This window comes from Nocardiopsis mwathae (assembly GCF_014201195.1).
Taxonomy (GTDB): domain Bacteria; phylum Actinomycetota; class Actinomycetes; order Streptosporangiales; family Streptosporangiaceae; genus Nocardiopsis_C; species Nocardiopsis_C mwathae.
In genome coordinates, this window is sequence record NZ_JACHDS010000001.1 from 1746086 (window position 1) to 1758942 (window position 12857).

Sequence of the window (12857 nt, forward strand, 5' to 3'; positions counted from 1 at the left end):
CCGCCCCCCGACCCCCGCACCCGTTCCCCGCCCCCCGACATGTGCACGCAGGAGAATCGAATGAACCGTCCTTTCCGCAGCGACTCCGGCTCCGGTGGCAGGAAGGGGTTGACCGGCCTGCTCGCCTCCGCGGTGGCGGTGATCGTGCTCGCCGCCGTCATCTCGGCGTTCACCGGCAAGGACTTCCTCGACACCGCGGGCGACCTCCTCGGCCGCGACGGCGGGTCCGGCTCCTCCGCCCCCGGCCCGGGCTCGGCCGACGACCGCTGGGGGACCACCGACCAGGAGGTCGCCGAGGCGCGCAAGCGGCTGGAGACGATCGCGATCGCCGAGCCGCAGCCGCGCGGCGACTACGAGCGCAAGGAGTTCGGCTCCTCCTGGATCGACACCAACAACAACGGCTGCTCCACCCGCAACGACATCCTCGCCCGCGACCTGGAGGACACCCGCGTCAACACGGACTGCAAGGTGCTGGAGGGAACGCTGGAGGACCCCTACACCGGCGAGACGATCGACTTCACCGCGGACAGGCCGCAGGAGGTGCAGATCGACCACCTGGTGCCGCTGTCGCTCGCCTGGCGGATGGGTGCCAGCGAGTGGGACCGCGACAAGCGCGTCGAGTTCGCCAACGACCCGGAGAACCTCTTCGCCTCCGACGGACCCGCCAACATGCAGAAGGGTGACGCCGGGCCGGGGGAGTGGCAGCCCTTCGAGGGCTTCCAGTGCACCTACGCGGTCTCCTACATCAACGTCAGCGTGGGCTACGGCCTCCCGGTCGCCAAGGAGGACCACGCCGGCCTGAAGGACATGCTCGCCACCTGCTGACCGTAGGCGGGCATGCGGCGGCGCGGGGGCGGTTCGGCAGGAGGGGCCGCCCCCGCGCCCGTGCGGCCGGATGTGGTCATTTTTGGCAGAACTTTTCGGTCGATAGTGGTGATCCCAAACCGGGGTGATCGCGTCTCCGCCCCGCCGCGCGACCCCGAGCCGCGAGGATCGCCGCAGGTGAGAGGGGATCCTCGGGCGGCGCGCGAGCCCGTCACCGCCTCCGGTGGACCGCCGCATCCCCGCTGCGGCAGGCGCATCCGGGAACATGACCGTTACCCGAGGTCAGTATCATCGCGTTGGCCCGTCATCACCTCCCGGCCCGATGGCGGCCCTTTTCGCCTTCCCCGGGTCCTCTCCGACACCCCCGTACCCCCGTGCGGCGCCGCATCGGCGCCCCACGCTCGATGACGAACAGGTTCAGATCACCATGAGCGCCGCGTTTCCGCCGCGACGAGGTATGCGACCGCGCCTCCGTCCCATCGGATCCGCCGCAGGCCGCCACCCGGCGTGCCCGGACAACGGACCGCACCCGCGTGCCGACCGGCGGGTGACCGTATGACCGGCGGGAGGGAGCCGGGCCGCCAGCGCGGCTCGGTCGTCATCGTCATCGCCCACGACGAGTGCAGCGCCGAGATCACCATCGAGGGGCGCACCCAGGTCGTGACCGGTGCGATCCCCAAGGAGACCCGCCGCGCCGCGCTCGACGCGGCCACCGCCTACGCCGCCCACCTCGGCCGCTCCGTGCTGGTCAACGCACGCGACGCCAACGGCGCCTGGCAGCTCATCATCAGCCCGACGGGTGTGGTGCGCGCCGCCGGCGGGAGCGAGGCCGAACTGGTGGTCCGCCCGGACACCCAGGGCCGGGGCAGGGGCCGGAAGATCGCGCTCGCCCTCACCGGCGGCGCCCTGGCCGTGCTGGCCGCGGTCGGCGTCGGCGCCGTCTGGGTGGTGCGGGGCTCCGACGTCACCGGTACCGAGGTCAACGGCGGCGACATCGAGGGGTCCGGTATCCGCCTGGAGACCCGGGCCGCGCCGCCCGGGTTCAGCGTCGAAGCGGCGTGGCGGCTGCCGACCCGGACCGGGACCCGCCCGGCCGTCGCCCCCGACGGCACCCTGGCCGCGTTCGTCAACCCCGATGACGAGCTCGTCGTCGTCGGCCCCGACGGGGAGCCGGCGTGGTCGGCCGAACTGCCCCTGTCCTCCTCCGCCATCGAGGGCGCGCCGGCCTTCACTCGCGCCGACGGCGGTTGGGGAGTCGCGCTCACGGACAACGCGACGCTGTGGCGGTGGCCGGCCGGCGGCGGGGACCCCGAAGCCGTCGAGCTGCCCGAGGACGCCCGCGTGACCTTCGCCGGAACCAGTCCGCTCGTCCTTGAGGAGGCGGACGCCTATGTCCCCGAGGGGGACGAGCTGACCGAGGTCGAGGTCCCCTCCGGCTTCGGCGCGATGCTCGCCGACGGCGACCGCGTCCTCATGGGCGTCAAGACCGGCCGGTGGACCTGGGTGGGCGTCGACGGCGATGAGGGCAGGGAGATCGTGCCCAAGGCGCCTTCGGGCGCGGACCGGCCGATCGAGCTGCTCACCGCCCGCAGCGAGCACACCGTCGTGCTCTGGAAGGCCGATGGCGGGGGCGCGGACATCGTCGCCGTCCACGACGCCGAGGACGGCTCGGTGGTCGCGGCGGCCGCGGCCGACGACGACCGGCTCACCGACGCCCGGTGGGTCCGGGGCGGCTCGCTCGCCGCCTACGGGCCGGTGATCTTCGACCTCGATGCGGGTGAGGCGCGGACGCTCGACGGCTTCACCCCGGCCAGCGCGGCCGGCGGCCATGTCTACGGCGAGGTCCCCGGCGACGGCCGGTCGGCCGGTGTGCCGGTCGCGGTGACGGGTGACGGCGACCCCGTGGACATGGATGCCGATGCGGTCCGGCCCTGGGGGCTCCTGGACGACCGCGCCGTCGTCATCGCCGATGGCGACCTCTATGCCCTTCTCCCTGAATAGAAATATCCCCCTATGAAAGAAAGGAGCAGGATGTCCTTTACAGCACGCGCGGTCACCGTGACGGCCGCGGGCCTGCTGGCCGCCGGATTCCACGCGGTTCCGGCGTTCGCGGACACCGTTGCGGAGACGGCCCCCGAGGCTGTCGAAGCCCCGCAGCAGCAGGAGGCTCCGGCTGCGACCACGCTCTCCAAGCCCGCTGACGTGGCGCCGGCGAGCATTCTGCCGGACCTCGGGAACCTGATCCCGGGTGACCAGCCGGACCCGCAGCCGGAGCCTGAGCCGGAGCCGGAGCTGCCCGACCCGGGCCCGAGCCCCGAGCCCGAGCCGGAGCCCGAGCCTGAGCCGGAGCCGGAGCTGCCCGACCCGGGCCCGAGCCCCGAGCCGGAGCAGCCGGGTGGCGGCAACGAGGGCGACCAGCAGAACCCGGGGGCGCCGGGCAAGCCGGGCGAGCCCGGTCCCCAGGGCCCGCAGGGTCAGCAGGGCGCTCAGGGGCCGCAGGGCCAGCAGGGTGCCCAGGGCCAGCAGGGCGAGAGCGGCCAGTCCTCGACCGGTGGCGACGGCAAGTCCGCGCCGCAGAAGGAGGGCGGCTCGTCGGGTGGCAGCACCAACCAGGCGGGTCAGCAGCTGCCGGTCACCGGTGTCGACCTCACGGGCTTCGTGCTCGGCGGGGCCGTCATCGCCGGTGTCGGTGCGATGACCGTGTTCGCGTCGCGGGGCCGCGCCCCGCAGCTGCGCTAGGACAGGCGGCGACCACCGCCCGGGCGGCCGTGAACGCGGCGCCCGAGCGCGCGGACATCCCGATGAACCCGTCCCGGGCCACACTGTGGCCCGGGACGGCCTATGTCCGGGTGACCTGACCTCCGCCCGCGGCGCGCGGGCGCAGCGCGAAGGCGAGCACCGCCGCGGTCAGGGCCCCCAGCGGTACCAGCCACAGCGCCGTCCCCAGCGACGAGGCGTCGGCGACCGCTCCCACCAGCGGCGGGAACAGCATGAACCCGAACCGCCCCAGCCACCCGACGACCACCACCCCGTCGCCGCTGCGCACCCCGGGAACGTCCCCGGCGGCCGCCAGGGTGAGGGGGAAGAGCGTCGCCACCCCCAGCCCCACCATGCCGAACCCGGCGATCGCGCTCGCGGCCGTCGGCCACACCAGCGCCACCGCCATGCCCGCGGCCGCGAGGACCGCCCCGCCGCGCGCCACCGCCACCGGGCCGAACCGGTCGGTCAGCCGGTCGCCGACCAGCCGCCCCACCGTCATCATCGCCTGGCAGGCGATGAAGGGGAGGCCCGCGAGCAGCAGCGGGGCACCGAGTTCGCCGTGCGTGTAGACCGCGCCCCAGGACGCGGCCGAATCCTCGATCGCACCGGCGAGCATGAGCAGCAGGCTCAGTGTCAGGAGGGTGCCGAGGGCCGGGCGCGCCCACCGCAGCAGCTCCCGCGGACCCGGCGCGGAGACGGCGCCGACGCCGTATTCGGTGTGCTCCGGCCCGGGCAGCAGGAACCGCGAGGTCGCGAGGACCGCGGCGACGAGCAGCACCGCGACCCCGGTCAGGTGCAGCGCCAGCGGCACGCCCAGCTGCGCCATGCTCGCACCGACCAGCCCGCCGGCGACGGCGGCGATGCTCCACACGGCGTGGAAGGTGTTGATGATCGAGCGCCCGTAGCGGCGCTGCACCCGCAGCCCGTGGGCGTTCATCGCCGCATCCATCCACGCGTCGGCGACCCCGAGCGCGAACAGCGCCGCCGCCAGCGCCCACCACCCCGGTGCCGCCGCCACCAGCGGCAGTACACAGGCGCCCAGCGCTCCGGCGGCCACCGCGACGCGCCCGCTGCCGAACCGCGCGATCAGCGGACCGGCCAGCATCCCGGTCAGCAGCGCACCGAACGGCATGGCCGCGATCGCAGCGCCCAGTGCCGCGTTGGACAGGCCCAAGCCGTCCTTGATCGCGGGAAGCCAGGGCACCACGTTGGTGTAGGTGAAGCCGTTGGCGAAGAAGAGCACGGCCACCGCGCGCCGCGCGCGCACGGCTCGCCGTCCCGCCGCCCGCGCCTGTCGGCCGACCGCCACCCGCCCCTCCCTGTCGTCGCCCCGGGGGTCCCGTGGGGGAAGTACGTCCGGTCATCGTAGGGGGTTGCAATCGATCGGGAACGCCGTTTACGTATGATCTTCTGGCATATTCCACCCCTGTTACGACGATCGCCACGCCCCCAGCCGGATTCCCGCTCATCCGGCGATGACGACCGGAGTCCCCCACGATGATCGACCTGAGCGCCCTGCGCGAGAAGCCCACGCTTTCGGGTGAGCACGTCCGCCTGGTGCCGGTGAGTGAGGAACACGCCGACGACTTCTACGCGTCGATGCGGGACGAGGAGGTGCGCCGCCTGACGGGGACGCACCGGAGGTTCGGCTACGCCGAGATCCGACGCTGGTGCGCGACCCGGGCCGAGCAGCTCGACCGGGTGGATCTGGCCATCATCGAGCGGCCCACCGGGCGCTTCGTCGGCGAGCTCGCCCTCAACGACATCGACGCCGACAACGAGAGCGCCGCGTACCGCATCGCCCTGTCGGCCATCGAGTTCACCGGGCAGGGGCTGGGCAAGGAAGCCACCCGCCTGGTTCTGGAGTACGCCTTCGACCACCTGGGCCTGCACCGGGTCTGGCTCGACGTCTACGCCTTCAACATGCGGGCGATCGCCGTCTACCGCGCCTGCGGGTTCAGCGTCGAGGGCCGCCTGCGCGACGCCCTGCTGTGGGAGGGCCGCCGCCACGACGCCCTCATCATGGCCGTGCTGGAGAGCGACTACCGCAAGGCGGCCGGCTGAACCGCGGGCGCGGCCCCGATTTTCCCCGCCGGGGATGTTGCCCGAGGTGGGGAAACGGGTATCCCCGTAGCACTTTCTCCACCGCACCATCGGGAGGGGAGCGGCGCCGACTCCGCCGCGCATGGCGGCGGAGACGCCGGACGACGATGAATCCGCTACCCGTATCGCTGCCGTTCACCGACAGGTCCGAGGCCGGACGTCGGCTCGCCGAGCGTGTGCGCGAGCTCGACCTCGACAACGACCCCATCGTGCTGGCACTGCCGCGCGGCGGGGTGCCGGTCGGCGCCGAGCTGGCCCGCCGCCTGGGGATCCCGCTCGATGTGCTGCTGGTCCGCAAGATCGGCCTGCCCGGCCACGCCGAGCTCGGCGTGGGCGCCATCGCCGAGGACGGCCAGGTCGCCTTCGACGACGTCGCCCTCGCCCGCCTGCATGTGCCCCGATCCGCCCTGATGGGAACGGTCGACCAGGAGCGTGCCGAGCTCGACCGCCGCCTGCGGGCCTACCGCGGGTCGCGGTCGTCGCCGCGGTTGGGCGGCCGGGACGTGGTCGTCGTGGACGACGGTGTCGCCACCGGCGGCACCGCGCGCTCGGCGCTGCGCATGGTCCGCCGCGCCCATCCCTCGCGGGTGGTGCTCGCGGTGCCCGTCGGTTCGCAGCAGGCCGTGGAGGCGCTGCGCCCCGAGGCCGACGAGCTGGTGGTGCTGACCGCGCCGGACAACTTCCACGCGGTGGGGGAGTGGTACCGCGACTTCGCCCAGCTGACCGATACCGACGTGACGGCGCTGCTGTCCGAGCTGCGCGAGGCGGAGGCCGGGGCCGAGGCGGAGCGAGCGGTCCGGATCCGCGCGGGCGACGTCCACCTGGACGCCGACCTCACGACCCCGGCGTCGGCGCGGGGCGTGGTCGTCTTCGCGCTCGGGCACGGGCGGCACGACCCGCGCCACCGGGCGGTCGCCGCGCGGATGCGGCGGTCGGGCCTGGCCACCCTGCTGATCGACCTGCTGACGTCGGAGGAGTGGCACCGCGCCAACGGCGGGGGCGGCGAGGAGGTCACCGCCATGACGCTGGCCGCGCGGCTGGAGGAGGCGGTGGACTGGGTGCGCCGGGCCACGGACGTGGGCGATTCCCGTGTGGGGCTGTTCGGTGCGGGTGCGGGGGCGCCGGCGGCGCTGGCCGCCGCGGCCGGCCGCCCCGACGACGTCGCGGCGGTCGCGGCGCACGGCGGCCGGATCGATCTCGCCGAGGAGCGGCTGCCCGGGGTGCGGGCGCCGACGCTCGTGCTGCTGGAGGGGGGTGACTCGTTCATCCGCGAGCTCACCGAGTGGGCGCTGGGCCGACTGGGGGCACCGCATGAGCTGCGGGTCGTGCCGGGGGTCGAGCAGCTGCTCGGGGAGCCGGGCGGGTGGCGGGAGGTCGGGGCCGCCGCGACCGAGTGGTTCGGCCGGCACCTTTGACCCGCCGTACCGGGCGGGCGGCGGGGAGGAGTAGAGGCGTGCCGTGCGGGGCGTCGCGGCGGTCGAGGTGCCGGAAAACCCGTGGCGCCCTCGACGTCGAGGACGTCGGGGCGCCACGGGTGAATATCGAAGGCCGGGGCCGCAAAGGGAACTGGGATCGTCTCCGTGTGCGGGGGGCGCCTGGTCTCAGGCCGCCACCGCCGGGGACGCAGAGCCCGGGAAGCGAGGAACCGGGTCAGGCGGCGTTGGCGCGGCGCATTCGGCGCCGACGCTCCGAGGCCCGCTCGTCCTCGTTGAGGCCGCCCCAGGTACCGTACTTCTCGGGCCGCGAGATCGCGTAGTCGAGACACTCGGTACGGACGGGGCAGGCGCCACAGATCTCCTTTGCCTTGCGCTCGCGGATCTCCCGCTCCGGCTGGCGTTCGCCATCGGGGCCGAAGAAGAGCACGAGGTCTTCGCCCCGGCACGCGGCGGCATCCTGCCACCCCCAGCTCGGGCGGGGGCGCAGCGCGGCCTGCCGACGTACCTGAGACATGGTTGAACCACCTCTACTGAATTCGCTAGTAAGCTGTCGAGCAGCTAGGGTCAGAGCAAAACAATGGTCAAGCGGCGTGAGTCACCCCGCACGACGCAAACGCCATGCGATGCTTCGGTGTTCCCGGTGTGGTGGAGACCACTGCGGCGCAGATCCGCCGAAGACGGCGGGCGCTCACGCGAACGGCCCGGAAGGCGATTCCGCTCTTCCCGCGAGCCGGTACGTAATCATGCCATCCCCACTCCCGCTTGCGCACGGGGGGTGGGGAAATTTCTCGCTCAACCGTTACCTCAACCGACGGATACGCGACCGATCTTTGCGGATCTGTCCGGTTTGGGGCGTGAATCACGACGTCCGGCATCTTTCAGCCGGACGCACACATCGTAGGGGGGATTTCGGTCGCTGCCTAGGGGTGGGCCCTGATGCACGCATCACATTCCGGTCTAGACCAAGGCCCGGTCATGTCCGCTCCCGGCCCCTACAGGTCGTCCTGCTGGCCCGGCAGCATCCGGGCGTAGTCGACGCCGGGCACCGTCATCCCGAGCACGCGGGCGTAGACCCCGGCTCCGTCCTCGCTGAGCAGGCCGTCGTGGATCGCGAGCGCGCGGCGCGGCGCGGCCTCGCGAAGGTAGTCGATCACCTCGCCCACCTTCGACCACGGTGCCTGCACCGGCACCAGGAGGGTGTCCACCGGGTCCTCGGGCACGGTCAGCGCGTCGCCGGGGTGGAACACGCCGCCCCCGGATGTGTCGATCCGGAATCCGATGTTGGTTATGACCGGAATGTCGGGGTGGATCACCGCGTGGCGCTCCCCGTAGACGTGCACGTCGAATCCGGCCATCCGCGCCGTGTCGCCGTGCGCCACCGTGTGCACCCGCGCCCCCAGTTCGCGCAGCGGCTCCAGCTGCTCGGCGATGCCCGCGTGCGTGTAGATCTCCACCCCCGGCCGACCCCGCAGCGCCGCGCGCAGCCGCTCCAGGTCGAAGTGGTCGGGATGCTCATGGGTGATGGCGATGGCGTCGGCCCCCACCGCCGCGTCGGGCTCGCTGAACCCTCCCGGGTCGATGACCAGGGTGCCGCCGTCCCGCTCCAGGCGGACGCAGGCGTGTCCCAGCTTGGTCATGCGTGTCGTGCCGGTGCGCACCGTCGGTGGTCCTTTCGGTCGTGTCGGATCCGCCGAGGCCGGGGGGCGCTCCCGGACGGCACGTCGCCCGGGACGCCTCGGAGTGTGCGACCGACCCTATCCCCGCCCTCGGCGGCGCCCACCGCAACCCACCGACCCGGCCGCGTCCGGAGGACGACCGTTCCCCCTAGGGGAAACATGCGGGACACGGGTGGGAACACAATGCGCCCCGTTGCCGTCGGAGGGAGAGTGAACGTGAACCGGGGTGCCGGAGCGCTGTGGCCTCCGGCTCGACCGCGAACGCGGACTCCGACGTGGATTCGACGTGGAAACGAGGCATCGTGGCCCTGCTGCGGCTCATTCTCAACATCATCTGGCTGGTCGTCGCCGGCTTCTGGCTCGCGCTCGGGTACGTGGTCGCCGGCATCATCTGCTGCATCCTGATCGTGACGATCCCCTTCGGCGTGGCCTCCTTCCGCATGGCCAACTATGCGCTGTGGCCCTTCGGGCGGGAGTTGGCGCGCCGCCCGGGAGCGAGCGGCGGCAGTACACTTCTCAACATCATCTGGCTCATCGTGGCCGGTTGGTGGTTGACGATCGGGCACATCGCGACGGCGCTCGGGCTGGCCGTCACCATCATCGGCATTCCGCTGGCCTGGGCCTCGCTGAAGATGATCCCGGTGGCGCTGGCTCCGTTCGGCAACGAGATCGTGCACAGTGGTCGTGCCCGGGAGCCGTGGCAGTTCTGACGCGGTCGGAGGCGGCGGGCCGGTGCGGGCGCACGGCGGGCCGCGGCAGCGATGAGGGTGAGTGCCGCCCGGATGCCGGGGGCCTGCGTCCGGAGGTGCGGCGGGCCCGGTCCTCCGGGGCCGCAGGAGGGAAATCAGCGAAGGGGCCGATGTGTGGATGAACCGTCCGGGGACGTGGTCGTTCCTGGAGTCGTTCTTGAAGAGGCGGAAGACGGCGCGGGAGGTCGTGGCCGAGCGGCCCGAGCCCGAGCCCGAGGAGCAGGAGCCGCAGGCCGAAGCTCCGGAGAGTGAGGACCTGCTGTTCAGGATGAGCAGCGCCGCCTGGCGGATCCTCGTCATCGGGCTGTTCATCGCGGTCATCGTCTACGTGCTGGTGCAGGTCCGGCTCGCGGTCATCCCCGTGGTGCTGGCCGTCTTCCTCACCGCGCTGCTCATGCCGCCGACCAACTGGATGCGCCGGCACGGCCTGGGCCGGGGCTCGTCAACGACCATCACCATCATCGGCGCGTTCGTCGTGTTGGGCGGTGTCATCACGCTGGTGGTCCAGCCCGCCATCGACGGTTTCGCCGGCCTGGTCAGCAGCGTGCAGAAGGCCGTGGCCGGGCTGCCCGACCTCGCCGAGAGGCTGGGGCAGGACCCCGCCGTTGTCGACCAGCTCATCGAGAACGTCACCGACCAGGTCCGCGGCGCGCTGCAGGAGGACTGGAGCGAGTGGGTCAGCCAGGCCTGGGCCGCCGGGGCCAGCGTCATCGAGCTGCTGGTGGGCCTGATCCTGGTCCTGGTGCTGACGATCTACTTCGTGCACTCCGGCGACCGGCTGGTGTCGTGGCTGCTCACCTTGTTCCCGGCGCAGACCCGGCGCTCCCTGGGCGCCGCCGGGCAGACCGCCTACGGGGTCATGGGCCGCTACGTGCGCGGCGTGGCCATGGTCGGGCTCATCGACGCCGTCGGCATCGGCGTGTTCCTGATCTTCCTGATCGATCCCAGCCTGGCGATCCCGCTGATCGTGCTCACCTTCATCGGCGCGTTCCTGCCGGTCATCGGTGCGTTCGTGACCGGCCTGCTGGCCGCGCTCGTCGCCCTGGTCACCGAGGACTGGGTCATCGCGCTCATCGTGGTCGCCGTCGTCATCATCGTCCAGCAGCTGGAGAGCCACGTCTTCGCCCCGCGCGTGTACGGCAAGGCGCTGGACCTGCCCGCCGCGGTGGTGCTGCTGGCGATCACCATCGGCGGTCTGGTCGCCGGCATCGCCGGGATGTTCCTGGCCACTCCGACCGTCGCGGTGATCGCGGCGCTGCTGCGCAACCGCCCGGCCGTCCAGCCCGCCGCGCCGCAGGTCCGGGAAGCCGAAGAGGAGGAGGCGAACCCTGCCCCCGCCTCCGCCGCGGCCGCCCCCGCCACCACCGAGCGCACGGAGCAGCAGGAGAGCTCCGAGCAGTGACACGCATGGCGGGGCCGCACCGGACACCGGTGCGGCCCCGCCGGTGCGTCGGTCCCGCCCGTGGGGCGGGCGGGCGCAGGGCGGCGAAAATCACGCGCGCCGCCCGGCCCGTCACGGATACCGTTGAGCCCGTGCGCGTGACGTGAGGATCGATCGCCCCCCGCAGTGACCCCGCCGGGCCCGGCCGCGCCGCGTGTGCCCGGTGCCCCGCCGCACACCCTCGTTAGAAGAGAGAGTTCTTCCTACTCCCATGCTGATCGCCTCTGATCTGGAAATGCGTGTGGGCTCCCGGCTGCTGCTGGAGCCCACCTCCTTCCGTGTCGCGGCCGGTGACCGCATCGGCCTGGTCGGCCGCAACGGCGCCGGGAAGACGACCCTGACCAAGGTCCTGGCCGGAGAGGGGCTCCCCGCCGCGGGGCAGGCGACCTCCACGGGCAGCATCGGCTACTTGCCGCAGGACCCCCGCACCGCCGACCCGGAGGAGATCGCGCGGGACCGCATCCTCTCGGCGCGCGGCATCGCCGAGGCCCTGCGCGACCTGCGCGCGGCCGAGGAGAAGATGGGCAGCGACGACGACAAGACCCGCGACAAGGGCGTCCGCGCCTACGCGCGGGCCGAGGAGCGCCTGCACGTGCTCGGCGGATACGCCGCCGAGGCCGAGGCCGCGTCCATCGCCGACAGCCTCGGCCTGGACCAGCGGGTGCTCGCCCAGCCGCTGGGTACGCTCTCCGGCGGCCAGCGGCGCCGCATCGAGCTGGCCCGCATCCTGTTCAGCGGGGCCGACACGCTGCTGCTGGACGAGCCCACCAACCACCTCGACGGCGACTCGATCATCTGGCTGCGCGACTTCCTCAAGTCCCACCAGGGCGGGCTGATCGTCATCAGCCACGACGTCGAACTGGTCGAAGAGGTCGTCAACAAGGTCTTCTACCTGGACGCCAACCGCTGCGTCATCGACATCTACAACATGGGCTGGAAGGCCTACCAGACCCAGCGCGAGGCCGACGAGCGCCGGCGTCGGCGCGAGCAGGCCAACGCCGAGAAGCAGGCGGGCGCGCTGCAGAAGCAGGCCGACAAGTTCCGTGCCAAGGCCACCAAGGCCCGGGCCGCCCAGCAGATGGCCAACAGGGCGGAGAAGATCCTCAGCTCGGTGCAGGGCCAGCACAAGGCCGACCGTGTCGCCAAGCTCCGCTTCCCCGACCCCGCGCCCAGCGGGCGCACCCCGCTCATGGGCGAGGGGCTGTCCAAGTCGTATGGGTCGCTGGAGATCTTCTCCGGGGTGGACCTCGCCATCGACCGCGGCAGCCGGGTGGTCATCCTCGGCCTCAACGGCGCCGGTAAGACCACGCTGCTGCGGCTGCTGGCCGGCGTCGAGCAGCCCGACACCGGCAGGGTGATCGAGGGGCACGGGCTGCGGCTCGGGTACTACGCCCAGGAGCACGAGACGCTGGACCCCGGCCGCACCGTGCTGGAGAACATGATGAGCGCGGCCCCCGACCTGCCCGAGGTGGAGGCCCGCCGCACGCTGGGCTCGTTCCTGTTCACCGGCGACGACGTCGACAAGCCGGCGGGTGTCCTCTCCGGCGGGGAGAAGACCCGGCTGGCGCTGGCGACCCTGGTCGTCTCCAGCGCCAACGTGCTGCTGCTCGACGAGCCGACCAACAACCTCGACCCCGCCAGCCGCGAGGAGATCCTGGCCGCGCTGCGCAACTACAAGGGCGCGATCGTGCTCGTGACGCACGACGAGGGCGCGGTCGACGCACTGCGGCCCGAGCGGGTGATCCTGCTGCCCGACGGTGTCGAGGACATCTGGAACGCGGAGTTCGCCGACCTCATCGCTCTGGCGTGAGCCGCACCGGCCCGGGCACCGGGCCCGGGCCGGTGCCCGCCGGACTACACGGACGTC

At 72.7% G+C, this 12857-nt stretch carries 11 protein-coding genes; 8 read left to right on the plus strand and 3 right to left on the minus strand.

The annotated features are described in order from the left end of the window. The first annotated feature begins 60 nt into the window (after window positions 1-60). The 3 genes from HNR23_RS07110 to HNR23_RS07120 all read left to right on the plus strand — a co-directional run bounded on the left by HNR23_RS07110 (window position 61) and on the right by HNR23_RS07120 (window position 3564). Window positions 61-825 carry an HNH endonuclease family protein gene (locus HNR23_RS07110; RefSeq protein WP_184074637.1) on the plus strand — a complete coding sequence of 255 codons (765 nt, stop codon included), beginning with the start codon at window positions 61-63 and terminating at the stop codon, window positions 823-825. 555 nt (window positions 826-1380) lie between these two features. After that, window positions 1381-2826 carry a hypothetical protein gene (locus HNR23_RS07115; protein WP_184074638.1) on the plus strand — a complete coding sequence of 482 codons (1446 nt, stop codon included), beginning with the start codon at window positions 1381-1383 and terminating at the stop codon, window positions 2824-2826. 30 nt (window positions 2827-2856) lie between these two features. Further along, complete coding sequence (locus tag HNR23_RS07120) at window positions 2857-3564, plus strand: DNA primase (RefSeq protein ID WP_184074639.1); 708 nt, start codon at window positions 2857-2859, stop codon at window positions 3562-3564. A gap of 100 nt (window positions 3565-3664) precedes the next feature. Here the strand turns inward: HNR23_RS07120 and HNR23_RS07125 are convergent, their stop codons facing one another. Then, window positions 3665-4894 (minus strand): MFS transporter, encoded by a 1230-nt coding sequence (locus HNR23_RS07125; RefSeq protein ID WP_343070454.1) that lies wholly within the window; start codon window positions 4892-4894, stop codon window positions 3665-3667. Window positions 4895-5082: 188 nt separating this feature from the next. Between HNR23_RS07125 and HNR23_RS07130 the strand changes: the two genes are divergently transcribed. Continuing rightward, window positions 5083-5649, plus strand: a complete 567-nt coding sequence (locus HNR23_RS07130; RefSeq protein WP_184074640.1) for a GNAT family N-acetyltransferase — start codon at window positions 5083-5085, stop codon at window positions 5647-5649. 146 nt (window positions 5650-5795) lie between these two features. Then, window positions 5796-7103 (plus strand): phosphoribosyltransferase family protein, encoded by a 1308-nt coding sequence (locus HNR23_RS07135; RefSeq protein WP_184074641.1) that lies wholly within the window; start codon window positions 5796-5798, stop codon window positions 7101-7103. 235 nt (window positions 7104-7338) lie between these two features. Here the strand turns inward: HNR23_RS07135 and HNR23_RS07140 are convergent, their stop codons facing one another. Then, window positions 7339-7638: a WhiB family transcriptional regulator gene (locus tag HNR23_RS07140; RefSeq protein WP_269769149.1), complete on the minus strand. Its 300-nt coding sequence runs from the start codon at window positions 7636-7638 to the stop codon at window positions 7339-7341. 478 nt (window positions 7639-8116) lie between these two features. Next, window positions 8117-8761 (minus strand): MBL fold metallo-hydrolase, encoded by a 645-nt coding sequence (locus HNR23_RS07145; protein ID WP_184074642.1) that lies wholly within the window; start codon window positions 8759-8761, stop codon window positions 8117-8119. Between the two features lie 341 nt (window positions 8762-9102). Between HNR23_RS07145 and HNR23_RS07150 the strand changes: the two genes are divergently transcribed. The 3 genes from HNR23_RS07150 (at window position 9103) to HNR23_RS07160 (ending at window position 12800) form a co-directional block, all read left to right on the plus strand. Continuing rightward, complete coding sequence (locus tag HNR23_RS07150; protein WP_184080019.1) at window positions 9103-9510, plus strand: YccF domain-containing protein; 408 nt, start codon at window positions 9103-9105, stop codon at window positions 9508-9510. Window positions 9511-9706: 196 nt separating this feature from the next. Further along, window positions 9707-10951, plus strand: coding sequence for an AI-2E family transporter (locus tag HNR23_RS07155; RefSeq protein WP_246421624.1), 1245 nt, complete (start codon window positions 9707-9709; stop codon window positions 10949-10951). A 250-nt stretch (window positions 10952-11201) separates the two neighbouring features. Further along, window positions 11202-12800: an ABC-F family ATP-binding cassette domain-containing protein gene (locus HNR23_RS07160; protein WP_184074644.1), complete on the plus strand. Its 1599-nt coding sequence runs from the start codon at window positions 11202-11204 to the stop codon at window positions 12798-12800. Window positions 12801-12857 lie beyond the last annotated feature (57 nt).

Bases quoted from the DNA above. Each gene is read 5' to 3' on its own strand.
- HNR23_RS07130 (WP_184074640.1), top strand. From the start codon at position 5,083: ATGATCGACCTGAGCGCCCTGCGCGAGAAGCCCACGCTTTCGGGTGAG.
- HNR23_RS07145 (WP_184074642.1), bottom strand. From the start codon at position 8,761: ATGACCAAGCTGGGACACGCCTGCGTCCGCCTGGAGCGGGACGGCGGC.
- HNR23_RS07115 (WP_184074638.1), top strand. From the start codon at position 1,381: ATGACCGGCGGGAGGGAGCCGGGCCGCCAGCGCGGCTCGGTCGTCATC.
- HNR23_RS07140 (WP_269769149.1), bottom strand. From the start codon at position 7,638: ATGTCTCAGGTACGTCGGCAGGCCGCGCTGCGCCCCCGCCCGAGCTGG.
- HNR23_RS07160 (WP_184074644.1), top strand. From the start codon at position 11,202: ATGCTGATCGCCTCTGATCTGGAAATGCGTGTGGGCTCCCGGCTGCTG.
- HNR23_RS07110 (WP_184074637.1), top strand. From the start codon at position 61: ATGAACCGTCCTTTCCGCAGCGACTCCGGCTCCGGTGGCAGGAAGGGG.
- HNR23_RS07135 (WP_184074641.1), top strand. From the start codon at position 5,796: ATGAATCCGCTACCCGTATCGCTGCCGTTCACCGACAGGTCCGAGGCC.
- HNR23_RS07120 (WP_184074639.1), top strand. From the start codon at position 2,857: ATGTCCTTTACAGCACGCGCGGTCACCGTGACGGCCGCGGGCCTGCTG.